The organism is Paenibacillus praedii (assembly GCF_049725345.1).
Classification (GTDB): domain Bacteria; phylum Bacillota; class Bacilli; order Paenibacillales; family Paenibacillaceae; genus Pristimantibacillus.
Genome location: NZ_JBMWAM010000016.1, coordinates 1 through 26,540, shown reverse-complemented (window position 1 = coordinate 26,540; position 26,540 = coordinate 1). Strand labels below are relative to the sequence as shown.

Below are 26,540 nucleotides of genomic sequence, written 5' to 3'. Positions count from 1 at the left end.
CAATAAGTTTATCATGGTTCATGAATAATAGGTAAATCTTTTTCAGTTCTGTATCACTGGAAGCTCAATCGTAAACGTCGTTCCGATACCGATAGAGCTCGTGACCGAGATCGTGCCTCTGTGCAGCTCCACAAGATGTTTGACGATCGACAAGCCAAGCCCTGTCCCGCCTGAGCTGCGCGAGCGGGCCTTATCCACACGATAAAATCTTTCAAAGATACGCGGCAAATCCTTCTTCGGAATTCCGATGCCTGTATCGCTAATCTGAAAGCGTATATAATCATCGCCGATCCCTTCTACGCTAAGCGATACCCTGCCGCCTTCCGGCGTATAGTTAATGCCGTTGGAAAGCAAATTCATTATGATTTGACGAAGCCGATCCTCGTCAGCCTCGACATACAAACCAGGCTCTATACTCATGCCGAGCTCGATGTTTTTGCGGGCGGCCTCCGATTCCATTAGAGTAACCGACTTCGTTATGAAGGTATCCATCTCGATGGGTGAGAGCACGAGCGGAATACGGCGCGATTCGATTTTCGATAGCTCAAGAATGTCCCCGATCAGACGGTTAAGCCGGTCGCTCTCGTCATAAATGATTTGCAGGAACGATCGCGCTGTCTCTGGATCATCGACTGCACCTCCGAGCAGCGTCTCAGCAAAGCCCTTAACCGCAGTGATCGGCGTCTTCAGCTCATGGGATACATTCGCAACGAATTCACTGCGCATCCGCTCCAGCCTTCGGATGGCCGAGACATCCTGCAGCACTAGAAGCACGCCGGCGAACTCATTCCCTTCCGGATGAATTGGCACCAAATTAAGCTCAAGCAGTCTCTCCTCCGGGAAGTAGAATGTAATTTCCTCACGCAAATGCTGCTGTCCTGTAAGGCCCTCCTGAATCATTTGGGACAGCTCGTATTGCTGCTTCGCCTCCGCGTAATGCCGGCCGACAAGATCGCGTGCGGAGAAGCCCAGCACCAGCTCCGCACGTCTATTCATGAGCACAATTTTTCCATTTTTATCAATCATAACGATACCGTTAATCATGTTATTCAAGACGCTTTCAAGCTGATTCTCGTTTTGCTGAATACGGCTCATTTGGACTTGAAGACTGTCGGCCATCGCATTGATCGCATGGCCAAGCTCGCCAATCTCATCCTGCTTCGATACCTTTACCCTTGCCTGGTAATCCATATTTTTAATTCGCTGCGCAACTCTTGTTATTTGCTCCAGCGGGCGGGTCAAGCCTAAAGCGATCCGATAGCTGATGAATGCGGCAACGATGAAGAGCCCCAGCAACCCGACGATGAGCACCAGCGTTAGTTGACGTATACTCTCGTCAACCTCCTTTAAGCTCATCGAGAGCCGAATGATTTTGGGCGCCTGAATCGGTGCTGTCTCAACCGGTATCGCTACATACATATTGTTCTGGTTAGCCGTTCCGCTTGCCCGAATCGCTCGCCCCGTACCGCTCTCGATTGCTTCCTTCACTTCGACTCGACCAAGGTGATTATCCATACTTTTCGGATCCCAGTCTGAATCTCCAAGCACGACGCCATCGCTGCGTATAAACGTCACACGAGCTCCCGTATAATTTTTAAGCTCCTTCGCCTCATTCGTATAATAAGCATAGAGCTTAGTCAAATCGCCTGATTTCCATTCTATCTTCGCTGCAATGATATTCATTTCACGGACCATGTTGTCTTCCAGCGCATTGATATGATTAACCTTAAAGGAATTTGCCATGAATAAGCCTGCCGCGCCAACCGATAAGGCAATCATCGTAATCATAATAAGCGTCAGCCTCATCCGAAAGCTGTTCATACCTTTCACTCCCTAACGTAGTAATTACGCGTTATCAGCGAATGCTTCATCGTGCAAACTATAAATTTCATCGTACATCCCGTACAGCGGTTTCGCCAGACTTCTTTTTATAAAGTTTTTGTAAAATATATTGATGAACCGTTGCAATGGGCTGCTGAATGAGGATCGACAATACGACCGGCACAGCCGCAAGCGGGCTGAAATAGCTAAGCGCCAGCACGATGCCAAGCGATATATTGCGCATACCCGTTGCATAAGAAACGGTCACCTGCTGCTCATGATTACGCAAATGGATCGTACCTATATAGCCAAGAGCGTAGCAGATGCCTACGAGAACGACAACAAGCGGAACAAGCACCAGCATGTCCTCCTTCAGCTGCTCCACATGAGGAGCTATTGCAGATGCATTAAGGGCTACGACAGCAACGAAGCATAACTTCGAGATCGGTGCTGCGACAGGCTGGACGAAACCTTGAATACGTCCCTTGCTTAGCTGATGCAGCGCAACACCAATGATGGTCGGCAGCACGATGATGATTAGCAAATCAATAATCATGGGCCCAGCCTTCACCTCGACGGCTGAGTTAAAAAACAATTGAATGCCGACAGGCACGATCAGCGGGCTAAGCGCCGAATCCAGCACCACCATCGCCAGCATAAGCGGCACGCTGCCGCCCGACATGCCGACCCAGAGCACCGTAGAGACGCCAATCGGTATGATCGTGAAAAGCACCAGACCAACCACGTACGGTGAACCGGCGCCGAAAATAAGCGTTCCGAGTCCATATGCGGCAAGCGGAGACAGAACATGCGCGATAATAAAAGTAAGCCCCATAATGCCTGGTCTGCGCATCACCGCGCGCAATTGGCCAAGGCCGCAGCCGATGGCCATCGTAAGCGTCACATAGGCGAACAAATACGGAACCGATTGAATGAATGGCGCAAGCGGCGAAGCAAATACAAAACCAAGTACCAATGAAGCCGGAATAATAATAAACATCCACCGTTCAAACTGCCGATTGAAGGTCAAACCAAACTCACGTATACCCATTTTCCTCATTACCTCTTCTAGTCGTTTTCATACATAAGCTTTATAATAGCATAGACAGTCTTACTGATGAACGGCGGTTTTCGGCTTGAAGCTGCCTAAGGGAGTGTAAGGAATGAAGAACGGCAAATTCACAAGCACCATCATCCGTATGCAATATGTACCCAGATGGAGCGAATACGCCCCGCGCTTTGAGGATAATGCGGCAAGCCATAGCTTCCGCTGCGCGGCCTTGTCCATTTTGATCGGCATCATCGAAGAGAAAGTATTTAACCATCCGCTGGATAAGCTGAAGCTGCTCGCCAGATGCCTATGGGGGGATCTGAACAATACGGGAACAGGTTCTATTAAGCATGTCACGAAGAAGGAATCGCTCGTCATGGATCATATACGAGCTTACGAGACGGCGCTTAGCAAGGAAATCGTCTCTTATTTATCGAAATCACTACAGCCTGCCGCATTCGATTTTATCGTAAACGCACAGGATGATACGCATGTCGGCCGTCTGGTAGATGCTATCGATACGCTGGATGCTTTCCTGTATTGCCACAGGGAATCGCTGAGCGACACCAATCCGTTCTTCCAAGCCAAGCGTCTGGAGCTGAGAGAAGCGCTGCAGGCTAAAGGACTTGAATCGGTCGACTGGCTGCTGGAGGAATACGATAAGAAGGAAGGCTTATACGAATTTATTGGATACATTATCAATCTGGATACGGTCAAACGCTGGAATGGCAGCTACAATCTCGTTCCCGATAATGATGCCACACATTCGTTCCGGGTCGCTTCGCTGGCCTTGTTTAATGGCCTTCTTGAAATTGAACGCTTCGGCAGCAAAAGCATTGATCTCTTAAAGCTGCTGGCAAAAGCAACGCTTCATGACTTGCCCGAGGCGCTGTCCGGCGATGTCGTAAGCAATTTTAAACATAATAATCCTAATATCAAACGCGCCTTCGAGCTGTACGAGCAGGAAACGGCGCAAACGATGATCAGCAAGCTGCCCGCTTTCTTCCATCCGGACATGATCGAGTACATCGTACACAGCAAATCCGATGATGAGGTTGGCGAGATGGTCGACATCGCCGATAAGCTAGATGCCTTAATCAAGGCAAGCCTGGAGATGCGCAACAATCCCCATTATGCAGACACTTATTACAACCAGCTCGTCAAAATCCAGCATCGCTACGAGAACCCTTGCGTTATTTTTTTCCTTGCCTACATTCTGCACGATTTGACCTACTCCAATTTAATTGGATAATAAAAGTCCCATTCCCATGAATATAGGGCGGTCCCTCCCGCAGATTTTACTACTGGAGGGACCGCCCTATTGCTCGCTAGATCAGCAGCTCGAATCGTTTAGCTCGGCGATTTGGCCCTGTAATCAGTCGGATTCTCACCTGTATATTTCATAAATACTTTCGTAAAATACCGCCGCTCCGCATAACCGACCTCCTTCGCGATCTGTGCCACGCTTTTAGGCGTCTCCGTCAGCATGATTTTTGCCCGCTCCATCCGCTGTTTGGTTACATATTCAATGAACGTTTCACCAAAGGTTTGCTTAAATAGCAGGCTGAAATACGAGCTGCTGAGGCCCACATGTGTCGCGGTCTCCTCTACGCTTAGATCGCGGTACAGGTTGCGGTCCAGAAACGTCTTTGCCTCCATCATTGAACGCTCTGATTGCTTCTTTTTATCCATCGATTTATCCGACACCGTGTTCGTTACCTGGCGAATGACAGACAACAAATCCTTAATGCCGAAGCGCCGATCAAGTCTGCGCCAAAGCATATCCTCCTGCTCCTTCGTGAATACTCCCATCTCCTTTATTTCTCGCATGAGATGCAGAACGAAAAAATGCAGCAGCGGCTTCACGCGATTGAGGGAAAGCTCATTCATTTGCAGCAGCTGCTTTGTCACGCTTTGAAGCTCATGATCAACCGCGATTGAGTCGCCGCGCTTAACCGCACCGATAATTTTCTCCGCCGTGTCCCAGAAAGCTTGATCCGCCTGTGAGGATTTCTGCCGCTCCGAAGGATAGACGGTAATGATGTCATGTACCGGCGTAAGCTGCATGCCCTGCTGCACATGCTTATAAGCTTGCGATAAATCAACAACGCCAGCATAATCGCGATAGATGCCGGCAATCAAGGATAGCTTCACATGATTATTGACCGCAGTAAGCAGCATATTGGCCCACCCTCGTATCGCCTCCAGATCAAAGGCGGCCGTTTGCTCGCTTTCAATTAGAACACACCATTCCCCATCTCGTATTTGGATGACAGCATGATGCAGCCCGCCTTGATGCAGATTCTCGCGAAGCACGTTGCAGACAGCAAAATTCCACAGCTTTCGTTCCTTGTCCGACCAGTCACGCCAATCCTTTGTTTTCTCCGAACTGACATCGAGATCCAGCACGATCAAGACAAATTGCTGCTGCTCGAACAGCTGTTCATGGCCTGCAAGCAGCCAATTGTCACCCGTCACGTCCGTATAATCCATGATAATATCATATAGTATTTTCTCGCTGGCAAGGTCGATCATCCTCCCCAGCTTTTGCTGCTCTTCCCGCAATTGCTTCTGCTTGTTCCGTTGAGTCGCCATGACCCTTGCAATGACCCCTGTCAGCTCGTCATACGGGATCGGCTTCAGAACGTAATCATTTACGCCATATTGGATAGCCGCCCGCGTATACGTAAAATCCTGATAGCCCGAGAGCATAATGATGTCACAGTTTAAGCTTTTGTCGCGAATATGCCGTACCAGCTCCAGACCGTCCATGACTGGCATACGAATATCACACAGCAGCAGGTCGAAGCTGATCTGCTCCATCAGCTCCAGCGCCTCAACACCGTTTTTAGCTACGCCTGCTACGGTTAATCCAAGCATTTCCCAGGGAATGACCTTCTCTAAATTTCTCGTAATATGAGCCTCATCGTCTACTAGAAGCACTTTTCCGGTCATCGTTCTTCACCTCGGCTCTTTGGAATAACACAGCGGATTGTGGTCCCGCTGCCCACTTGACTGCATATCCAAATCCCATATGCTGGTCCATAATGAATGCGAAGGCGGTCGGCTACATTTCGCAGACCAAGCCCTCTTCGCTCTCCAAGCTCTGCCTCACTTGACGACTTGCTTGAAGGATTCATGCCTGCCGCCAATCGCAGCAGGACATCCTCGCTCATGCCTGCCCCGTTGTCTTGAATCATGATCACAATTTGTTGAGGCAGCGCAGTAACTTCAATCGAAATGACGCCAGCACCATCCGCATAGCCCTCAAATCCATGCTGGATACTATTTTCTACAAGCGGCTGCAGCGTGAGCTTCAAGATGGTGTATTCGAGCGCCTCCTCCTGAACGTTCAGTTCATAAGAGAACAGCTCTTCAAAACGGTATTTTTGAATCTCCAGGTAGCTGCGCGCATGCTCGATTTCCTGACGTATGCTGATTTCCTCCGAATGATGCATGCTCGTGCGCAGCAAATTGCTTAATCTGCGAACCATGAGCATTATTTTTGCGCCTTCGTTTTGCGCTGCGAGCGCATTAATCGATTCTAATGTATTAAACAGAAAATGAGGCTTAATTTGTGCCTGCATCAGCATCATCTCCGCATGCTGCTTGCGGGCCTGCTCTCTTCGCACCTCGCTAAGAAGATTTCCGATACGCTCGACCATGCTGTTAAAGCTGTTAGCAAGCAGTACCGTTTCATCTCTGCCCTGCGCGGTGACTCGGATATCGAGCAGCCCTTGCTCCACAAGCCTCATTTTACGAACAACCTTAATGATTGATTTCGCAACGCGATTCACGAAAAAAACATTGAACAGCACAGCCGAAAGTATTCCCATCACGGTAATCATCCCGATCCACTGAACGAATCTTACATTCTCATTCGTAAGCGAATTCCAGGATTTCACGGAAATAAGCACCCAGCCATTACGATCCAATTGATAAGAGGATACGAGGCTGTCGACCTCCTCAAAGCTCTCTCGTGAGCTTGCATAGCTTACTGTAGCTTGAGGCTGCGCATCCGTATAATGATTGATGTTCAGCCCTTCAATTTCCTTGCGGCTGTCAAGGAGTATAAGCCCAGCTTTGTTCACAATGACATACCTTGTATCCTCGCCGTCAGCACTCGGGTTTTGAAAGGCCTTCAGCATGCTGTAAACCTCTTCGGTTTTATACTGGGTCACCATCACGCCTAAGTCGTTAAACGTTTCGATGTCCTTCACCAGCCTCATTTGCGTAAGAAGCGGCGGCTGGACGCCTGTCAGCACACGCTGCTCGTAAGGACCGATCCAAAGCGGGCGGCCTCCTAAGTTCAGCACATCCTTATAGGTCGAATGCTGCTGCAGCAAATCGAAGGAAATAGGTCTGAAGGTCGTCGGATCATTCCGGAACGTACGGAACATCGTCCCATCCTTCGCATATAACACGACGAAGCTAACCGCCGGATGCTGAAACAAAATGCGGTTCATTTCCTTTTCCGCTTGATTGATTTTTATTTGCGTCCTGGCATCGTTTGAGGAATAGGTGCTGTATTTTAACGTATCCTGCAGCTCCGGGCTGGTCAAATTGCCATCGGAGAGCTGATCCAGCTCGCGAAAGAAATATCGAATGTTGCCTCCCACTGCCTTGAGTGAAATTTCCGTCTGCTCGCTGTATTTTTTCTCCAGCAGCGCCTCCGAATTGATAAAGGAGAAGATCCCAAGCCCAATCATAGGGATAATGATGAGAAGAATGAAGGCCAGCATCAGCTTAGGTCGCAGATTCAATGGGTCGGTCTCCTTTCCTTATCGCTTTGTTACTTCGTCATAGCTCATGCTCATGTCTGCCGCTTACTGCGCAGAGTTCGCTTTCTCCTGAGCAGCTTGAATTTTGGCAGCTACATGCTCGGGCGTGCTCACTTTGCCGATCAGCTCCTGGAGTCCAAAGCCGATCTCTGCGGTTACAGCCGGCTGTGTGATCGCGTCGAATGCCGGCCATGAGCTAGAAGCGTTCGCCATAACGGTTAAAACCTCTGAAATTAACGGGTCGACGCCTGACAGATCGGTCAGCTTCATAGAAGGCAGCATTTTGTCCTCAATTAGAGTGCGTTTCTGAATATCTTCATTAAAAAAATTTGCAATGAATCGTTTGACGACCGCCACCTGATGATCGCTAAGGTTAGAAGAGAAGCCGAATCCATTCGAATAGGAAGCGTTGATCGAGGTTTGATCTCCAGCGCCATCAGCGATAGCGGGGAAAGCGAAATAACCGATTTGTCCCTTCAGCGCACCCGCTTCTTCACTTGTGAATCGGTTAGCATCCCAAGATCCGGTGAATACCATAGCGGCTTTGCCGGAGAGCAATTGGGCGCCTTGATCCACATAGGCCAGGCCGAGCGCCCCCTCCGTGAAATATCCCTTATTGACGAGCTCGGCATATTTGGCAAAGCCTTTAACAAAGCTCTCATCCGTCCATTTCGTCTCTCCGGAGACTACTTTACTGAGCGCGTCCATCCCGACGTGACGCTCCATCACCGAGTTCCATAACATCCCATTTACCCAAGCATCCTTCGCGGCAAGCCCGAAGGGCGTATAGCCTGCCGCCTTGATTTTATCGGCAATATCGAGTAATTGCTCCCAGGTCGTCGGTATTTCCAGTCCAAGCTCGGAGAACATTTTCTTATTGAAAAAAATAGCCTCGCTGTAGCCTCCAAAGGGCAAGCCATAAACCTTGCCGTTGATCGTAAATTCGGACAAGCTTGCGAATTGATGTTGGATGCCAAGCTCTTCAATAATCGGAGTCAAATCAAGCATTCGCCCCGCTTTTACATACAGCTTCAAGTCAGCGCCGCCGAAAACCTCAAAAATATCCGGCGGATTGCCTGCAGCCATCTCTGCCTTCAGCTTCTGGTCGCGGTTAACGATCTCGTCGATGCCCTCCAGCTTGAAGGTCACTCCTTCGTTTTCCTTCTCTGTTCTTGCGACGACATCCTCTAAAATTTTCAAGCGTGTTTTGCTTGTTTCCTTGATTTGAGTATGACGGAGAGAAAGCGTTACTTCCTTTGCCTGATTAGCGGGCCCAACGGCTTCGGCCTGCTTGTCCGTGCCCTCGGAGCTTGTGGTGCTGCAAGCGGATACAAGCAGTATTACAGCAACCATAAGGGCGGCAATCAGAGTAAAGCTTTTTCCCATGCGAGAACCTCCTCATTTGTGGTGTTGCTTGTTGCCTCTCTCTTTATTATATGCTTTACCTTTATTGCGAGAGGAGGCCAAAATTATACGCTGCAAGGGATACTATTCTCTTTTTTTGAATGATGGCTACACACGGATGGCCTGCCTCACGAATCCCCCTTGGCAGGCCATCACATTTCAGCGTATTAGTCACGCATATCCTTTGTTAGTTGCTTAATAACCTCGTAAAATCGCTTCCACTCTTGATTGGCGCCATCCAAATGAGGATTGACAACCGTTTTTTCATCAATTGGCAGCTGGCTATCCTTATTCTCATCAGTGGATGCGCCACCTAGCCCAAGTTTATGTTGCTTTGCTCGCAGGCTTGTATCAGACATTTATATCCCTCATCCCTTTAACCAGGATTTACGCAGGGAGAACAGCTCCCGCAGATCATCCGTGGACAACTCTGTTATCCATTGCTCCGACTGACCGACAACCTGATCGTTAAGTGATTGCTTCCGCTCGATCATTTCATCAATTTTCTCCTCGAGCGTACCGAGCGTAATAAATTTATGCACCTGAACATTTTTCGTCTGCCCAATCCGGAACGCACGGTCAGTCGCTTGATTTTCTACTGCGGGGTTCCACCAGCGGTCAAAATGGAAGACATGATTCGCAGCGGTCAGATTAAGCCCTGTTCCGCCTGCCTTTAGTGATAGCACGAAGGCGCTGCACGGCTCCTCCGAATTCTGAAACCGCTCGACCATCTCATCGCGCTTCACCTTCGTTACGCCGCCGTGCAAATAGGGCACAGACATACCGAGATGCTGCTCGAGGAGCCGCTGCAGCTGATGACCCATCTCAACATACTGAGTAAAGATCAAGCAGCGCTCCCCTTCAGCCGCAATTTCCTCGCACATTTCCAGAAGTCTCGCGACCTTATTCGATCGCTCGATATCCCATAAACCCGTACTTCTCTCATTCGCCAGCAGAGCCGGGTGATCGCATAGCTGCTTCAGCTTTGTGAGCGCAGCAAGGATGAGACCTCTTCGCTGCATAGGACCTAATTTATCCAGATTTTCGAGCAGATCAGCGACCAGGTTTTCATACATGGCTCCCTGCTCAGCCGTTAAGGTCATATAGGTTTTCGTTTCATTTTTGTCCGGCAAAGACAGCTGAATCGATGGATCCTTCTTCACTCTCCGAAGCATGAATGGCTTCACCCAGCGCTGCAGACCGCTGATCAGGCTCTCATCGCGCGTCTTCTCAATCGGATTCACAACAGCTTGCCGGAATTCATTCAAATTGCCAAGATAGCCCGGATTAATGAAGTCGTAAATGGACCAAAGCTCGGTCAAACGATTCTCCATCGGCGTACCCGTAAGCGCAAGCCGGTGATTCGCCGGCAATCGGCGAATGGCGCTGGATTGCTTCGTATATACATTTTTTATATTTTGCGCTTCATCGAGACAAAGTGCGTCCCAGTGGACCAGGCTCAGATCTTCCTCATCGAGCTGGGAGAGCGAATACGAGGTAATCACGAGATCTGCGCCTTGCACTGCTTCTCTCAACGCCTCGCCTTTGTCGCGTTTGCTTCCGTAATGGAGCATGACCTGAAGTGTTGGGGCAAACCGCTCCAGCTCCTTCTCCCAGTTGCCGATTACGGAAGTCGGACATATGAGCAGCGAAGGACCGTCTGCTTGCAGCTTATGTTCCTTAATATAGATGAGATAAGCCATGAATTGAATCGTTTTGCCGAGTCCCATATCATCCGCTAGAACGCCTCCCAGGCCAAAGCGCCTCAGGAACAGCAGCCATGATACCCCTTGATGCTGATAAGGCCTAAGGTCACCGAGAAAGCTCTTCGGAACATCGACAAGCGGAATTTGCGAGACCTGCTGCAGCTGCTCGAGCCAAGCGGCTAAATGCTCGTTCAACTCAACCTCGGCTCGCCAATCCGACTCTAGCTCACTGTCCTCATTAAGTGACGTGCCTCCGCGAAGGTGCAATTCAAGCACATCACGAAACGACAGGCCCTTCTTCTTGCCCATGCGCTTCAGCCACTGCTTAATTTGAGTTACGTCCTGCGGGTCGAGATGCACCCATTCTTCCCCGATCTTGATCAAACGACGATTCTGCTCCGCAAGCTGGAGAAATTCCGCTTCCGACAGATCCACATTGCCAAGCGCAAGCTTCCAATCAAATTGTACGATCTGATCAAGCCCGAACATGGGCTGCGCCGCAGAACCTACGGAAGATTTCATCTTCGCCTTTAATCTCAGCTTGCGTGAGCGAACAGCCTCCCACCAGCTAGGCAGCAGCACTGGACAGCCTGCCTCAAGCAGCCGAACGCTTGCCTCTTCAAGAAATTGCCAAGCCTCATTCTCGGACAGCTCCTCCCGAAGCCTGCCGTCATCATCTGCGGCTGTCCACTCTGGCAGAGCAGCTATCCACTTCTGCTGCTCCTTCACCAGCTTTTCATCCAAATGAGTCAGCCAGGCCGAAGGAATATATCGCTCATCATTGACATTGGCATCTATTTCCCAACCATTCTGCCGACCGTTTTTCCTAATCGGCAGCCACTCGCCGCCATCACGGTCCTGCAGCACAGGACGAAGCCGCCAGCCGCCAACATCGCCCGGCTCGACCAGTTGGACCGCAACTCGGAAAGGCAATGTATCCTTTCGCAGTCCGATAGCAATGAGCCAATCCTCCTCATAGGTGGATTTCTGCCTCAATACAGCTTCGCCCGAAGCTGCGCCTATATCCCGCCAAGCAAGTGCAGACTGCTCATATTCGGCAAGCATTTGCTCGATTGCACTGCTTAGCCACCGCTCAATCCCATGATCTCCATTAGCATGAGCGTCTCGCACCGTCTCATTCCATTGGCGGTTCAACTGCTCCTCCTGCTCGGGTATGGCCATTTTCCAGCTGCGCTTGTCGTCTGTCCACCCTTCGAAGTCCGGCAGGAACCAGCCATTTATCAGTGCTGTTCTTATTTGCTCTGCCATATGCTGCAGCACAGCTAACCGCGCTGTCCACTCTATTTGAAGCAGACGTACAGGCTTCGGCGAGGATAAATAATCGACAGCCAGGAGAGGCGGCACTTTTAACAGCTTTCTCTCGCCTAAGTTCATTTCTTCAATCTCTGCACCGTACCAGGAAGCTTTATGCCACGCGAACAGCAGGGAGCGAAGTCTTCCATCCGCCGCGTCCTTCCGGTCAAGAGCGCTCATCAAGAGCGAAGCTTCGCCCTCCTCCTCATTCCAAAATCCGTCTATTACAAGCTTACGTGTGCCTACGAATGCTCTCATGTTACAATTTTCCCTTTCCACAGCTCTTCCTGAAACGCTCTCAAACGCTGATGCTTACGAACTAGACCGTTAATATAATGCTCCCATCTCGGCGTATCCTTATCTGCTTTATAGAGTCGTTCCAGCTTCTTCAGCTGTTTAACAGCCATCCGATACCCTTGCCGGTTACGTGTCTGAATCCATGCTTCTATCGATTGATGGTACAGCGGCAGCAGCACACGCGGCGCCTGCTTGGCAATGTCGCGCAGTGCATGAGCGCCTGCATCCTCAATTCGGGAACCGATCAAAATTTGAAGATCAGCCCATTCGTCATAACGCTTCTGGTCAAGCCAATGATCGGAGAGCTCTGTATAGGAATACGGCAGCAGCCGCGTCATATATTCGGTCCAAATGTCCAGGTCTGGACGATCCTGGTCTGCCCGGCGGCAGAGCGTAATGAACGGTCCAACCGTGCGTCCGCTCTTCACCTTGCTTACGTGCTCGAACAAGAAGCTCATCCACTGCAGCACAAGCTCCCATTTTCCTTCTTCCATCCGCTGCGCCACGCATGGATACATCACACGCTGTGATCGATCAAAGCTGGTCCGGCCAAAATGATGAATCGCCAGCTCATCCTGCTTGTCAAAAAAATACATCATCGCAATCGCCATATGGTAAAACGCCTGGTTACCGTCCGGCTGCTCGCCGCGCTCTACCCAATCCAGCATAGAATTAAGCTCCCGCTCGTGCCAGCCGCGGTTCTCCGACAGCTTCTCGCTCCAAGCCAAATACATGAAGCCCCATTCAAAGAGCTGCTGCTCAGCGCTTGATGCCCGCTTCTTCACGCGCGCAACCAGCACGTCTGACCACGCCTCTTCCAATTCATTCATCGCACCCGGTGTAAGCTCTGCTATAAGCGTATACAAATGCTCAACCCATGGCTCGGCCATGCGAGCAAACGACATTTCATGATAATATCTGCTGAAGGAATCTACCGTTGTAATCGCTCGCTCTGCTTGCTCCAATACGAATAGGATCGCGGCAGCCCAGTGGAGCCGCTGCATCGGCTTCTCCCAATCCTTGGACAAGCCTTTCAACGAGGACAGAACTGGCTGGAGAGCATGAAGAGAATGACGACATTTCTGCCATACCTCACCGTGCTTGGCATCCATCCATGCCAGCCACTCCTCAGCCGTTGCTGAATCGCCAGGTGCTTCAAGAAGCTCCGGTGCGGGACGTTCAGCTTGTGTCGTCTTAAGCAGACTGCTTGCAGCCGAGAGGCCTAGCAGCCGGAAATAAGCTCGCTCCGCTTGCTCATGACCGCCTTCCTGCTGACTGCAATATTGGAAATAGACCGCAGCCATATGCTTGCAAAATCCGTTGTAGGGGCAGGTGCAGGAGCTGTACCTAAAATGTCCCCCATCTAGAATAACGGCGTAGAGGTCCGAGCCTTGCACAACACCATAAATATTTTCATGACCACCCGCATTCGCGCTGTTCACATGGCCTTCCGTATAGTAGCTCCAGCCGCGCTTCAAAATCGCAATCGACGCATGATCGTTCAGCTGCTGCTCAAAGGCCGCATACAGCTTTTCATTAAGGCGCATTTCAGACATTCACCCGCTTCCTTTCCGAACAATGTACATTCCTTCTATTATAACAAAAAAAACGCCATGCCACCGAATAGAATTCGGCCGGCATGGCGCAGCTCTTTTTTTAGAGCGGAATTTTCAAAGTGAAGGTCAGCTTGCCCGCCGGCTCCGCTATGACAAATATATCTCCTTTGTATTGCTCAGCTATGGACTTCACAATCGAGAGCCCCAGGCCTTGATGATCCTGCTGCTTCGTGGAGTAGCCCGACTCAAAGAGCGGCTTCGTTACGATCTCATCCGCTTGCTCGCAGGAATTGCTGATCGTAAACTCCAGATCATCAGCCGTTTGTTTGCCGATCAGCGTAACATGTCGCCTGTCCTCTTCATATTTAAGCACCTCGTCAAAAGCATTATCGATCAAATTACCGAGCATACGATTGACATCCAGTGTCTTCACGCCCATTTCCTGCATATTGAGGCCTGTAAAGGAGCAGCTAAATTGGATCCTATGGCTTTCCGCCTGGGATATTTTCGAACGTACAAGCGCCGCAATAGCCGGGTTGCCAATGTTGATAATGTCGTTCATCAGCCTGATATCTCCGGTTAATTCCTTCGTATAGGCAACCAGCTCTTTCGATTTCTCAAGCTCCGCAAGCGAATGAATCGTCTGCACATGATTCAAAAAGTCGTGTCGCTGAGCGCGAATCGATTGGAACAGCTGATTGATTTCTTCCACATACGTTTCTTGGGTAACGCTAACGACTTTATCGCGCGACTGTCTGTAGTACCTCATCGCTACAACCGCAATCAGCAAGCTTAAACCAGTCAATAAAATAATGATAAGTCCGAGGTTTAAAAATTGCGAGTCCAGCTTTTCCTGAATAATATGGTAGTCGGAGGTTAATGACAGCACATAGCTGTCCATCGGGATGCCGTCTCGATCGGTAATATTAATTCCTTTATCCGTCGCGAACACGGGGATAAACATTTTGAATATTTCTTTGCCGTTAATATTTTCTCTTAGCGTGACCGTTTCTTTGGAGAAATAAGCTTGTCGTACCAGCTCGGTGTCCTTCTCCGACTTGATGGTGTAAGAGCCGTAAAATATCGGCTCCTGAACCTTGTGACCCTGCACATCGCCATTCGGATGAATCGTTTGCTCTCCGTCTGGGAATGTTTCCGGATTAATAAAAGCAATTTCCAGCAGTGACTCGCTGCTTTGCACGGAATTCTCTATCATCCGATGAACACCAGTGGCATTCTCGTATTCCTCCTGCCGTTCGTAGCCGACGTAAGGATCCGTTATGTAATTCGTCGCGCCGTCGTAGTAATAGCCCCACTTATTAACCTGGTCCAGCCTCGTCGATGATACTTCAAAAGGACCGCTCCAGAAATTTGGAAGCGTCTGCCCTAACCAATCTACGGATGCATTCTTCTCATCGAACAGCTGATTGAATACCTCATACCACGGCTCCCACGTTTTTGTGCTCTTGCCAAGCTGGGAATCATCTGAGGATTTGTATAAAACAATGTCGTCGGGAAGTCTCTTGAGAAGGGTAATATGGCTAATCCCCAGCTTCTTGCTCAGCTCAACCAGCTGTTCGTTCGTTACCTTCTCCACATCTGGATCAAGCGCATATTGTGCTGCAATCGAAGCCGTTCTCAACTCTCTCCCAATCTGATCCTGAAACAGCTCTGCCCCCTGCCTGGATTGCTCGAGCGATATTTCCAGCCGCTTGGCATGCTCGAGCAGCTCCTCATTGAAGGAATCCTCTAACGTTTTTTTCGTTAAAAAGTAGTAGGCTGAATTGTTAATTAAAATTAATACGACGATAATTCCGATCGCCATAAGCCAAATATTGCGCTGCATCTCCCACATCTTGCCCTTCTGTCTAATTTTCATCCTATTATTTTTTTGAAAAGCAATCGAACCGCCCATTTGCGCTCCTGCCGCTTCTTAAATCGCGGTAATGTCCGATAGATTCGAAGGCCATCCTCGACGACACGCGCCGCCTCATTCTTCTGACCCATAAGGTTATAGATGGCAGCCAGACGGTCGTAGGCCTCGCAGGAGGAGGAATGGATTTCTTGGAAAGCACGAATATAAGACAGCGCCTGATCTGTACGAGCTTTCGAATAATGTGTGGCAAGGCGTAAGTAAGGAGCTCCATATTTCACACGCGGGTTAAGCTCCAACGAACGATGCATACATGCTACTCCGCGATCTGAGTTTCCTGAATAGAAGTAACTTAGGCCGAGATCATCCCAATATTCTGCCGAATCCTCAAGCGTATGCTCCAGCGGCTCCAGCCACTTCAATGCTTCGCTATACTTCTTTCTTTCTATTAAGAGACGCGCATGCTCCAACTTGGCGGATACATCATTAGGCGATAACTGTGTATGCTGCTTCAGCTTCCTAATTCTCGATAATCGCTTCAATGGTTTAATGAAGCTTGGCGACAGCCCGACAAAGCGGCGATCCAGGGCATAGAATAAAATGAGCAGAACAATGATCGCAATAAATGGGTTTCCGAATATCCACGCCAAAAAAAGCACAAGACTTAATTTTAACATCTCATCCTCCCAAAAAAATTGCGAAAGCAAGTGTGCTTCGCAAGCTTATGCCCATATTAGGGAATGCACGCATATAGTTCCATCATACCATAAAATCCACTTCATTAAGAGTCACTACAGTTAATAAATAAATGTCGATTCTACTGTTCGAATAAGAACTGGAATTTAATATCATACTAGACGAGTCGGAAAAAATCTACAGGAAGATGGAGGCGCTAAGCATCATGTCATCCAAAGAAACGTCAGATCAAACGTTAACCAATCGGCAAGGACATCCTATCCACGACAATCAGAACATAAGAACGATCGGAAACCGTGGTCCCTCGACGCTGGAGAACTATCATTATATCGAGAAAATTTCCCATTTTGACCGTGAACGCATCCCCGAGCGTGTCGTGCACGGCAGAGGCGCAGGGGCGCATGGCTATTTTGAAGCTTACGGCAAGCTTGGAAATGAACCTATCTCTAAATATACGCGAGCGAAGCTGTTTCAAGAAGCAGGTAAACAAACACCTGTGTTCGTTCGTTTCTCAAGCGTTATTCACGGAACCCATTCACCGGAGACGCTTCGCGACCCGCGGGGCTTCGCAACGAAATTTTATACGGAGGACGGCAATTGGGATTTGGTCGGCAATAACCTGAAAATCTTCTTTATCCGTGATGCCTTAAAATTTCCGGACATGATCCATGCGTTCAAGCCTGATCCCGTTACGAACGTACAAAGCATGGAGCGCTTCTTCGACTTCGTCTCCCAGTCTCCTGAATCGCTCCATATGATTACGTTCCTGTTCTCGCCATGGGGAATTCCTGCGAATTACCGGCAAATGCAGGGGTCCGGCGTGAATACATATAAATGGGTGAATGCGGAAGGCAAAGCCGTGCTGGTGAAATATCACTGGGAACCGCTGCAGGGCATCCGCAATTTGACGCAGCGGGAAGCCGAGCAGCTGCAGGGCAAAAACTTCAATCATGCCACACAGGATTTGTATGAAGCAATCGAACGAGGCGATCATCCCGCTTGGGAGCTTCAGGTACAATGGATGAGCGATGATGAGCATCCGGAGCTTGATTTCGATCCGCTTGACGATACGAAGCTATGGGACCCTGAGCAGTTCCCCATGCTGCCAGTAGGCAAGATGGTTTTGAACAAAAACCCGGAAAACTATTTTGCGGAGGTAGAGCAGGCAGCCTTCGGCACTGGCGTATTAGTCGACGGACTCGATTTCTCTGACGACAAAATGCTGCAGGGACGCACCTTCTCCTATTCGGATACGCAGCGCTACCGTGTTGGAAGCAACTATTTGCAGCTGCCGATCAATGCGCCTAAGAAGCCGGTTGCTACTAATCAGCGAGACGGTCAGATGGCCTTCTATGTTGATATCGCTCCGGGACAAAATCCGCATATCAACTATGAGCCCTCTGTACTTGGAGGCCTTCAGGAGGCGTCTCCTTCCGGCAAGCCTCATGAGCCCTCCTATTCGGCCAAGCTGGTCCGCGAGCCAATCGACCGCCAGAACAATTACAAGCAGACTGGCGAAACCTATCGCAAGCTGGAAAAATGGGAACGCGATGAGCTGATTGAAAATTTAGTAGGGGCGCTAAGCACCTGCAGCACCATTATTCGAGATCAAATGGTACAGCATTTTACCCATGCAGATGCCGAATACGGGAAGCTAGTAGCCGAAGGGCTGCAGCAAGCCGATCTGCGCACTAAGGATAGCAGCCATGTCGGCACGAATCCCGCCAACGAAGGCATGGAGCTTTCCGAAGAGCTTGGCCATTCGACCGACGGGTATTGAATTGTATTGAGGATAAAAGGCAGAGAGCTGTTTCTCTGCTTTTTTTGTAAGCACCTATTTGCACTAGCAGCTCTTAAGCACTTGTTACTCTCTTGCTGTAAACACATTCGTGCTTACGGTTTGTAAAATGACACAAAAAAAGACAGCATATCACTATGCCGCCCGATTTCTGGCTATGTCAGATTTGTAATTCCCCAAGCTTGATTAGCTCGACAACCGCCTGCGAACGACCCTTTACGTTCAATTTCTGCATGACATTCATGATGTGTTTTGAAACACATAATAATAAAAGGAATGATTCAAGCTTCCAATTGTCCTAACGGCGTGTAAATCTCCACTTCGCCGTCTTTACTTACTGTTACCTTCTCAATCAACTTTGATAATACAAGTCTCATCTCATCCATATGATCGAACGTGAGTTCAGCCAGTTTAGTTAAAGCAGTTCTTATGGCATCGTAAATGATCTCGATATTTACTTCCTCAGCGGCCTTTGCAGAGGACTGAACGAGTTTAGATTGATTAGACGCGATCTCCTTTTCATACAGCTCTTTTTCATAAAGATATTGCTCATTATCGATTTCTTCGAGCATCTTCTGTTTTCTTAATTCGAATAGCATTTTACGAGCTGACTCAATGGCCTTCTCAATTTTCTTAATATCCTTTTCATTGTCATAGGTTTTTGTTTTCACGATTTTACCCTTATAGTCGTTAGTAATGGATTCAGCGTCGATGATTCGTTTAAGCTTAATGCTTACATCTGATATTAACTCATCTCGAAAGTCAAAGTACGGAACCCACAAGTTATTGTTACATCCTTTGTCCCCTTGTCTTCTTCTAGTTGAACAAATCAAATGACGGTATTCCTTACCGTTCGTATTTTTGCTTCTACTTTTGGATTTGCAGCTTACCATAGAAGCACCGCAATGCTTACAAAAAATCATACCCGCGAACACATTGACTTTATTTCTTACCCCTCCGCGCTTTCCACCGCCGCGTTTAAGCCGAATCTCCTGGGCGAGTAGAAATGTTTCTTCATCAATGATCGCTTCATGTGTTTTCCCGTTTGATCTCTCCCATTTGGATTTGTCTCGTTGAACTTGTTTTTTGCTTCTGTCTGTCAAGTTGTTGATATCGTTGTACACTTTTTTTATTTCATATTTACTGAAGACGTTCTCGCCTGTATATACCTCGTTCTTCAAAATCACTTGGATGGTTGTAATGCCCCAAACCCCACCCTTGGGCGAAGGTATATCACTTTCGTTGTTTAGATAATTCGTTATTGCTTTGTCGCCCATCTTCCGAGCTGTGTACAAATCAAAAATCAATTTTACTACTTGCATTGTATCTTCATCTGGCACAAGAGTTTTCCTATTACCAAGTACAACTTTTTTGTAGCCGTACGGAGTAATACTGCCAGTAAAATTCCCCTTCAATGCCGATTGACGTATTCCGCGTTTAGAAGAAAGGCTAATCTGTTCACTCATTTTCTGGTTCACAGCAGAAATGATTTGGAACTTCAATTCATCATTGTCTTTTAATGAATCAAAGCTTTCTTCAATTGAAATGACCCTGATGCCTAATGCGTCAACAAGTATTCGCTTAAGATTCAATGAATCGAGTGTATCCCTAGAAAAACGCGAAAGTGAGGCGAAAATTACAGTGCCGAAATGCTTGCTTTGAGCGTCTTGTATTAACTTCTGGATCTCCTCCCTTGCAACGATGGAGGTACCCGTGTCACGGTCTTCGTAGGTATAATGAACATCCATATCCAACATCCTAGCTTTTTCTTCACATAAGCCTTTCTGATGCTCAGGACTGTCTTTTTGAGAGGCCTTGGTCGTTGATACCCGAATATATATCGCTGTAACATCATGGTTCATAAGTATTACCACCTAACGTTGATCCTTTTCGTTATCAACATTATAGCCTGTATCAGCGTACTGGGTGAGCACCTTTCTGATGGTATCTCTCACCAACTCGTCAATGATCTGTTGGATTGGTATATCTGAATCAGATTCCTTAAAGATAATCTTGAATTGTAGTTTGTGCATAGGCATCACCTCGTTGTAATGCCTATTTCATGTTGAGATTGTCCTATTACAGGGGGACAGGTTAGCTTTCTTTAAATAATTCCTCATGCTTAACTGATTGAGAAAAAGATTAATATTGATGGGGTATCAAAAAAGCCTCCCGAGTAAAGGGAGGCCTTGTTCTTAAGAAATATGATGGTTTAGCTCCATATAGCTTAGGTGCTAATTACTTTGTAATTAACCAATTCACATAATTTCTTTCAACAATTGCAATGGACTTTCTTCACTTTCGATATTTGTACCAAGCTTTCCTTGAAAAGCTAATGAGAGGGTAGATTGTACTAAATTATTTATCTCCTTTTCCGCATTCAATGCATGCATAACATATTTTTCTTTATCAATTAAAGAATTTATTACACGTGTAATCTCAATGAGTTCCTCTTCTGGTGGGAGCGGTATAATTAATGATGCTAGTTTCTAGGCATTGATGTTTGCCTGACCAACTTGTTGAATTACCATTGAGAGCAATAAACTTCTACCGTAAGAGCTATTAATGTAATAACAAATATACTCAGCATTTTTTTCGGCTCATAACCAAAACTAGTGCTTGACTATCAATCGTAATAAACGTACTCATGAAAAAAGCTAATTTTTGATTATTTGAGTCGTCTTATAATGATTTAGTGTTTGGTGAAGTTGCGATTGTTTTATGTTTGCTGTTTAGGCTTAGTATTCGAGATATGTTCTTACCTAATTTCATAGATGGTCTTTCTACTAAATAGTACATACTACTAGACATAACAAAAGTTAAAACCAAAACAACTAAACAAATAGCCCAAGTTGGTATTACTCCATGTAAGAGATGAATACAGGAAAATAACACTACAAGATGAGTAAGATATAGGCTATAAGAAATCTTGCCAATATAATTTATTGCCTTGTTTTTTAAAACATGAGCGAACCGAGCAGAGGAAATTGAAAATACAATAATAATTGATGCTCCGAATGCAGTAAACCATGAGTCAATTACTGTCCGATAATACGGATTAAAACCATGAAATACAATGTTGAGTATAAATGAAGGATGAGCGTAAAGATAGAAGATAAAACCGAAGGAAAGCAAACAAATCTTAAACTTTGTTTGTATATTTAATAACTTACTCGTTATTGAATATCGATATTTAGCTAGCAATGCACCGAGAATAAAGATAGATGTATAATGTACAGTGGCATATAATTCTGTTCCAATAAATGGAGCATTAGTTACAGTGGCATAAATTAAGCTTAAAACAGAAAGTAATACTCCCATACCAATAGTTTGTTTAAGATTCATTCTTACCAATAAAAACATGATGAATGGAAATATAAGCGATATTCGCATTTCATGTACCAATGACCATACCACATTATTAAGATTACTTGTAAAAGTTTTTATGAGCAATAAATGATTTATTAATGAACTAATATTTAAAGGGTATGACCAATTTACATTAAACCAATCACTAAAACTTGATATCTTTCCCGAATAAAACATATTCCAAAATAACAGTGAAATCATGATTGCTGCAATGTACGGTACATATATCCTACAAAAACGCTTAATCGCATATGTAATGTAGTTAGATTTCTTGTTTGAATAAAAAGGTAAAGATAGGACAAATCCACTCAAGACAAAAAAAAGTGTCACTGCTTCACTTCCAGCAACCATGAATCGTAATGGACCGTATTCAAAAAGTAAAGTAGAAAATAAACTCCCTTTAAATATAAGAAGCATATGTGAGAAAAACACAGATAACGCTGCTAAACCCCTTAGTGAATCCAATTCTTCATAACGACTTGTCATTAATTCACCCAATCTCCTATTAATTTAATCGCACGTATTCTGCCCAATCATGTTTCTCACGATCATAAATATATAATTTACCAGTCAGTAAATTTTGTTTAATTCCAATATCAGAAGGATAATTGTCACTTGGTTTTGGAGTATAGATAAATAAATAAGAGAAAAAGATTGCTGCTAATACTATACCCATTAAACCAATAACTATTTTTAATCGCCCTCCTACAATTTTAGGATAAGTATAACACCATTCGTTATAAAGAACAATAAACCTTAATCTCTTTTAAAAGAGTCCAGCCAGTTTATGTAGGTTTAAATCTGCTTTCATGTCACTTCTACACACTTAATGTAGCTTGCTCATTATTACCATAATTAGTGAGTTTTAAAGTGATTTTTTCCCAATAATACATTATCGAGTTGTCTTTTTTAGATTGTTAACCTTATTAAAATGAACAAACAGTTGTGGTCTGCTCTTAGTTACATTTTTTTCATTTTTGAAAAATTTATTTCTTCTTATTAATATGGTTTAACTCAATAATCAGTGCTGGACTTATTAAGGCTTCACTCGAATGGATACAGAAGCCGTTATTTGTGAAATTTAGGCTCAAATACTATCGGACTATTTCCTCGTAATGAAGCCCAAAAGCATGAAATATTGTGAAATAAGGGTCTCTGTGTCCGTAAGATTCCGAAATCGTCACTTGTTTTTGTTGATGTCCCGTAAGTCGATTTCTCTATCAATTCTTAGAGTAAGACCCATTTCCATCCATCAGGTAACATGTAGGGTTCAGATATTTTAATTGGTTTTACTGACTGCTTTTTTCATTTGATTATTTTGTTTCTTCAAATGAATTTTATCTAAGAATGATTTTGCAGAACCCTCACATTGAACTTTTTCCCGCCACTTCGTCGTTAACTCACCACGAAAAGCCTGATCGAAAATTGCTGCTCGACGAAGATCAAATGTTTCTTTAGCTTCTTCAATTAATTGCTTGGCTTGATTAATTCTATCCAAAAATCTTTCAACTTTATCAACAATCCTTTTTTGTTCATTAAGCGGCGGGAGTGGAAAAGGAAGTCGGTTCATAGCCTTTGGCGATACCCTTGGTAGATTAATTCCACTACTATTCTCAGTAGCGTACTGAATAACATGATTTAAAGATAAGATTTACCCAGATAATGTAAGTAGTTAGATTCAAAATCACATAAAATGAGAAAAGAAGCTAACCATGTATGGTTGAGCCTCTCCATTTTTCTCGTTATTAAGAAAATGCCCAGGTCTACGGCCTTGCACCATGCGCAGATCAGTCGACAGATGGTCGCGAATTTTCATCGCTTCCCTTAGTTCGGCATAGATGCCCTGGGGAAGATGAGGTACGGCGTATCTTCCGTCTTTGACGAGCTGTGCGATGACTCTAGCATCTTTGATGTCGTTCTTGGTTGGCGAATTGTCATCTAACTCTTTACTTTTCTTCACGTGGAGCGGATTAACCACAGCGCACGTAATGTGATGTTCTCTTAGAAAATAGGCCTGGTTCAGCCAGTAGTGACCGGTCGGTTCCATACCAACGATGGTGTCCTGGAACCCTTGCTCCGTCGCAATCTTTCTGAACCAGCTAACGAACATTTCAAAGCCTTCACGATTGTTCTCAACAGTAATGGGTCTCCCAAACTCGACTCCGCGGTAGTCTTGTGCTCGAGCCACATGTTTGAATTTTGCAATGTCGATACCGATAATTAAGGTAGAAGAAGTAATTTGATTAATACGTTCATTTTGAGTAGAATTCATCTTCTAGTCTCCTTGGCTTGTTTTTGGGTCCGGTCGCTGGCCAGCATCGTGGACCCATCAACATCATACCAAGGAGTCTTTTTGTTTCTCAAATCTCGTATTTCTCCATAATAGGAATGCTGCCCTTTAGCTTAACGAGGCTTCCGTACATATTCGCGGCAGCCTCGTTAATTTCCTTTATTTAACTATCGTCTCCCTTTAGCTCAATTACATAATGTCAAAAGAAGCATCAACTGGATATAGCGAAATGTATTCTTCGTTTTCATTTAGGTAGGCTATTCTTACATTTTCAAGCAGATTATTCTGTGTTAGTACCTCAAGTATTGCTTTTAATGCCTCTTCCACATCCAAAACATAGTTAAAAACATTAGCCGTTCCACCGCCAATATCCCCACCATCACAAGCACCATTTCCAGTCCAGCCTAAACATTCATTCATTAAATCTTCAACAGAATGTCTTTTAGTTAATGTTGCTTCCATTTCTCCTTCTTCATAACTGTACTGAACAACAAGTTGAATCAGCCTATCTTCATCCAGAACTTCGAATCCATTTTTTATTTTCTCTTCTGCTAATTTCTCCATCACTTTTTTTGCCCTTTGAGTCAAAGACAACTTTATTTCTTCTGTTTCTCCTGTATTTCCAACGGCTCCAAAATGTACGATTAAAGTTTTTCCATCTTCCCAAACTTCCCAATATTGCATTTGGGTCTCTTTTTTAATCAATTTAATCAATTCAAATACCCCATTTCATACTTCTCTTATTTACCCTTTATTTTTAGATAAAAAAACAGCCGAAAATATAAACACATATTGGAACTAAACTGCCCGTTAGCTGAGCGGATTTCCAGCAATACAAAATAAGCGATGGATCGGTTCCACCGCTGTGCTATCGTGTCCCGTTAGCTTAATATCCGATGACGCTATCCCAAATTAGTTTGATAACATGTGGTCCACCATCTTGAGGGTAAAAACCGACTGAAATAATTATTGTTAAAAGGACGATTAAAATCCAAATAACGGGGTGCCGATTTTTTCTTATACTTTTCATACTTACCATTGCAATTAAAATAATGGCAGTATTTATTATGAAAATCATTGGTAAAGCGATTATTCTCCCTAATCCTGTATATGGATATAGCTCAAGTAGCAACCAAACTATTAGAATAGAGGGTAAAATTGCAACCAAGAACTTTATGATGTCCTTCATTACCTACTTACACCTTCTTGAAGTCCTCTCCAGATTAACAATCGTTTTGTGTTTAGATAGTCCATTAATTTGCCCCCTAAGAAATCCAACGATTAAGTCCAAAGCTTTAATATACCATTGCGCTAAACTGCCCGTTAGCTTAATTAAATGAGCAGCTCACCGCAGTGTCTGCTCATCCTTGTGTGTTATTTAACTATCGTTAACACTTTTGCTTAATGAGGCAATGAATACTTCTTATGTACCTACACGGCTTGTATAGACATTCTCGAAAAAGCTTTTTTTGAAGTCATCTTTCTCCATAAAGAAATATAATAACCCAGACAAGTCCCATTCCATCCCAATCTCATCGTCTGAATCAGCTTGAAATAATAGAATTTCGTCGCTCGGATGGCCTCCGAATTGAAGTGGTGTCATGTGACCTAAAAAACGATAACCGATCCCTTGATCATAGGTTTCGAAGAAATTAGATCTAAATTCAAGAGAGTATTTCTCCAAATCACCTTTGTCTTTTATAAGTTTATTCGCGTCCAAATAATCACCGTCGGGAATCGTCAATTCAATCTTTTTCTCGATAAGGGCTGATTTGAAAATTTGGGATTCCATTAAATCTTTGGGCGGTTCCATTCTTATTAAATCTGAAGTTTCAGCTGCAAAATAGACAACATTGTTATTCCTGGAATCGGAATCGTAGGCATCATCGTCATAATAGAGATCTGAATCGTACACATAAAAGAAATATAGGATCCCGCTTGTTGGATATTCCAAATCAACGGAGTTCATTGGGAACTCTTCTAGATTAATTTGAGCGAGAAACGACATATGATGGTCTTTCCAAGAAGGCCAATTAAATGTAGAAGGTACATCAGGATGTCCACCTATTTTGCTAGTTCCAACCTCAATTTTCTCCTCGTCAATTATCGTTGGAACCATATAGAATCCTGGTCTAATATGCTGTTTTAATTTCTCCCAATATCCACCGAGTCCTGCATTTTCTAACATCAATCGTATTTCTTCCATAGAAGGCTCTAACGTCTTATCAGTCATAATTAGGCTCTCCTCATTCAAGTTCTCATAGTAACCGTCATTACATGCTGTTAATGAGATGAGTAATAGGATGCATGCAGCGGCCTTCTTAAATACGTTCAATGTCATTACCCTACCTTTCAAAATCATTACTTTAAATACTCTCGGGATCATATGTTAAAGCAGTTATTTTCCAATTACTATTTATTTGAAACGTTCATACTTATTCGTTAACCGAAGAAAGGAGCAGCTGCCGTAGCAAACTATTCCTTGTTTGTTCAACTATCGTTACCCATCGTATTATGAGGTCAGCCAGTTATTACTGGTTGACCACTTTATATTTTGGTGGTGTATTTGTCAGTAGCCGGGGCA

The 26,540-nt window shown here is 45.5% G+C and carries 17 protein-coding genes and 3 pseudogenes; 2 read left to right on the top strand and 18 right to left on the bottom strand.

Annotation, left to right across the window (positions count from 1 at the left end):
* Positions 1–42: 42 nt before the first annotated feature.
* Complete coding sequence (gene pnpS / locus ACO9K6_RS14990) at positions 43–1,821, bottom strand: two-component system histidine kinase PnpS (RefSeq protein WP_424768368.1); 1,779 nt, start codon at positions 1,819–1,821, stop codon at positions 43–45.
* A gap of 67 nt (positions 1,822–1,888) precedes the next feature.
* Positions 1,889–2,872 (bottom strand): bile acid:sodium symporter family protein, encoded by a 984-nt coding sequence (locus ACO9K6_RS14985; RefSeq protein WP_424768367.1) that lies wholly within the window; start codon positions 2,870–2,872, stop codon positions 1,889–1,891.
* 112 nt (positions 2,873–2,984) lie between these two features.
* Here ACO9K6_RS14985 and ACO9K6_RS14980 point away from each other — a divergent pair, with 112 nt between their 5' ends.
* Positions 2,985–4,124 carry a YfbR-like 5'-deoxynucleotidase gene (locus tag ACO9K6_RS14980; RefSeq protein WP_424768366.1) on the top strand — a complete coding sequence of 380 codons (1,140 nt, stop codon included), beginning with the start codon at positions 2,985–2,987 and terminating at the stop codon, positions 4,122–4,124.
* A gap of 98 nt (positions 4,125–4,222) precedes the next feature.
* Here ACO9K6_RS14980 and ACO9K6_RS14975 read toward each other — a convergent pair whose 3' ends face one another.
* The 8 genes from ACO9K6_RS14975 to ACO9K6_RS14940 all read right to left on the bottom strand — a co-directional run bounded on the left by ACO9K6_RS14975 (position 4,223) and on the right by ACO9K6_RS14940 (position 16,480).
* Complete coding sequence (locus tag ACO9K6_RS14975) at positions 4,223–5,827, bottom strand: response regulator transcription factor (RefSeq protein WP_424768365.1); 1,605 nt, start codon at positions 5,825–5,827, stop codon at positions 4,223–4,225.
* Positions 5,824–7,635: a cache domain-containing sensor histidine kinase gene (locus ACO9K6_RS14970; protein WP_424768364.1), complete on the bottom strand. Its 1,812-nt coding sequence runs from the start codon at positions 7,633–7,635 to the stop codon at positions 5,824–5,826. Before ACO9K6_RS14970 ends, ACO9K6_RS14975 begins: the two co-directional genes overlap by 4 nt.
* A gap of 63 nt (positions 7,636–7,698) precedes the next feature.
* Positions 7,699–9,039, bottom strand: a complete 1,341-nt coding sequence (locus ACO9K6_RS14965) for an extracellular solute-binding protein (RefSeq protein ID WP_424768363.1) — start codon at positions 9,037–9,039, stop codon at positions 7,699–7,701.
* A gap of 185 nt (positions 9,040–9,224) precedes the next feature.
* The gene (locus ACO9K6_RS14960; RefSeq protein ID WP_424768362.1) at positions 9,225–9,416 is read right to left on the bottom strand and encodes a hypothetical protein; all 192 of its coding nucleotides are present in this window, start codon (positions 9,414–9,416) and stop codon (positions 9,225–9,227) included.
* 9 nt (positions 9,417–9,425) lie between these two features.
* The gene (locus tag ACO9K6_RS14955) at positions 9,426–12,335 is read right to left on the bottom strand and encodes a DEAD/DEAH box helicase (protein ID WP_424768361.1); all 2,910 of its coding nucleotides are present in this window, start codon (positions 12,333–12,335) and stop codon (positions 9,426–9,428) included.
* The gene (locus ACO9K6_RS14950; RefSeq protein WP_424768360.1) at positions 12,332–13,930 is read right to left on the bottom strand and encodes an SWIM zinc finger family protein; all 1,599 of its coding nucleotides are present in this window, start codon (positions 13,928–13,930) and stop codon (positions 12,332–12,334) included. Before ACO9K6_RS14950 ends, ACO9K6_RS14955 begins: the two co-directional genes overlap by 4 nt.
* Before the next feature lie 100 nt (positions 13,931–14,030).
* Positions 14,031–15,845 carry a sensor histidine kinase gene (locus ACO9K6_RS14945; protein ID WP_424768359.1) on the bottom strand — a complete coding sequence of 605 codons (1,815 nt, stop codon included), beginning with the start codon at positions 15,843–15,845 and terminating at the stop codon, positions 14,031–14,033.
* Entirely contained in the window at positions 15,806–16,480 is a 675-nt protein-coding gene (locus ACO9K6_RS14940) for a tetratricopeptide repeat protein (RefSeq protein WP_424768358.1), read from the bottom strand. The genes ACO9K6_RS14945 and ACO9K6_RS14940 overlap by 40 nt, the downstream gene beginning before the upstream one ends.
* Positions 16,481–16,722: 242 nt before the next feature.
* Between ACO9K6_RS14940 and ACO9K6_RS14935 the strand changes: the two are divergent.
* Positions 16,723–18,279, top strand: a pseudogene (locus tag ACO9K6_RS14935) (catalase); the annotation flags it as partial.
* A gap of 178 nt (positions 18,280–18,457) precedes the next feature.
* Here the strand turns inward: ACO9K6_RS14935 and ACO9K6_RS14930 are convergent.
* The 8 genes and pseudogenes from ACO9K6_RS14930 to ACO9K6_RS14895 form a co-directional block, all read right to left on the bottom strand.
* Positions 18,458–18,556 (bottom strand): annotated as a pseudogene (locus ACO9K6_RS14930) (LuxR C-terminal-related transcriptional regulator); the annotation flags it as partial.
* Positions 18,557–18,578: 22 nt separating this feature from the next.
* Positions 18,579–20,159, bottom strand: a complete 1,581-nt coding sequence (locus tag ACO9K6_RS14925; protein WP_424768357.1) for a recombinase family protein — start codon at positions 20,157–20,159, stop codon at positions 18,579–18,581.
* A gap of 820 nt (positions 20,160–20,979) precedes the next feature.
* Complete coding sequence (locus tag ACO9K6_RS14920) at positions 20,980–22,152, bottom strand: acyltransferase family protein (RefSeq protein WP_424768356.1); 1,173 nt, start codon at positions 22,150–22,152, stop codon at positions 20,980–20,982.
* 793 nt (positions 22,153–22,945) lie between these two features.
* Complete coding sequence (locus ACO9K6_RS14915; protein ID WP_424768355.1) at positions 22,946–23,236, bottom strand: restriction endonuclease subunit S; 291 nt, start codon at positions 23,234–23,236, stop codon at positions 22,946–22,948.
* A 195-nt stretch (positions 23,237–23,431) separates the two neighbouring features.
* A pseudogene (locus tag ACO9K6_RS14910) lies at positions 23,432–23,938 on the bottom strand (IS110 family transposase); the annotation flags it as partial.
* A 207-nt stretch (positions 23,939–24,145) separates the two neighbouring features.
* Positions 24,146–24,670: a WGR domain-containing protein gene (locus ACO9K6_RS14905; protein ID WP_424768354.1), complete on the bottom strand. Its 525-nt coding sequence runs from the start codon at positions 24,668–24,670 to the stop codon at positions 24,146–24,148.
* Between the two features lie 172 nt (positions 24,671–24,842).
* Entirely contained in the window at positions 24,843–25,145 is a 303-nt protein-coding gene (locus tag ACO9K6_RS14900) for a hypothetical protein (RefSeq protein ID WP_424768353.1), read from the bottom strand.
* 234 nt (positions 25,146–25,379) lie between these two features.
* Positions 25,380–26,189, bottom strand: a complete 810-nt coding sequence (locus tag ACO9K6_RS14895; RefSeq protein WP_424768352.1) for a DUF1963 domain-containing protein — start codon at positions 26,187–26,189, stop codon at positions 25,380–25,382.
* Positions 26,190–26,540: the final 351 nt, after the last annotated feature.

Bases quoted from the DNA above. Each gene is read 5' to 3' on its own strand.
- ACO9K6_RS14920 (WP_424768356.1), bottom strand. From the start codon at position 22,152: ATGACAAGTCGTTATGAAGAATTGGATTCACTAAGGGGTTTAGCAGCG.
- ACO9K6_RS14900 (WP_424768353.1), bottom strand. From the start codon at position 25,145: ATGAAGGACATCATAAAGTTCTTGGTTGCAATTTTACCCTCTATTCTA.
- pnpS (WP_424768368.1), bottom strand. From the start codon at position 1,821: ATGAACAGCTTTCGGATGAGGCTGACGCTTATTATGATTACGATGATT.
- ACO9K6_RS14915 (WP_424768355.1), bottom strand. From the start codon at position 23,236: ATGAACCGACTTCCTTTTCCACTCCCGCCGCTTAATGAACAAAAAAGG.
- ACO9K6_RS14955 (WP_424768361.1), bottom strand. From the start codon at position 12,335: ATGAGAGCATTCGTAGGCACACGTAAGCTTGTAATAGACGGATTTTGG.
- ACO9K6_RS14940 (WP_424768358.1), bottom strand. From the start codon at position 16,480: ATGTTAAAATTAAGTCTTGTGCTTTTTTTGGCGTGGATATTCGGAAAC.
- ACO9K6_RS14980 (WP_424768366.1), top strand. From the start codon at position 2,985: ATGAAGAACGGCAAATTCACAAGCACCATCATCCGTATGCAATATGTA.
- ACO9K6_RS14945 (WP_424768359.1), bottom strand. From the start codon at position 15,845: ATGGGCGGTTCGATTGCTTTTCAAAAAAATAATAGGATGAAAATTAGA.
- ACO9K6_RS14975 (WP_424768365.1), bottom strand. From the start codon at position 5,827: ATGACCGGAAAAGTGCTTCTAGTAGACGATGAGGCTCATATTACGAGA.
- ACO9K6_RS14985 (WP_424768367.1), bottom strand. From the start codon at position 2,872: ATGGGTATACGTGAGTTTGGTTTGACCTTCAATCGGCAGTTTGAACGG.
- ACO9K6_RS14925 (WP_424768357.1), bottom strand. From the start codon at position 20,159: ATGAACCATGATGTTACAGCGATATATATTCGGGTATCAACGACCAAG.
- ACO9K6_RS14950 (WP_424768360.1), bottom strand. From the start codon at position 13,930: ATGTCTGAAATGCGCCTTAATGAAAAGCTGTATGCGGCCTTTGAGCAG.
- ACO9K6_RS14895 (WP_424768352.1), bottom strand. From the start codon at position 26,189: ATGACTGATAAGACGTTAGAGCCTTCTATGGAAGAAATACGATTGATG.
- ACO9K6_RS14965 (WP_424768363.1), bottom strand. From the start codon at position 9,039: ATGGGAAAAAGCTTTACTCTGATTGCCGCCCTTATGGTTGCTGTAATA.
- ACO9K6_RS14960 (WP_424768362.1), bottom strand. From the start codon at position 9,416: ATGTCTGATACAAGCCTGCGAGCAAAGCAACATAAACTTGGGCTAGGT.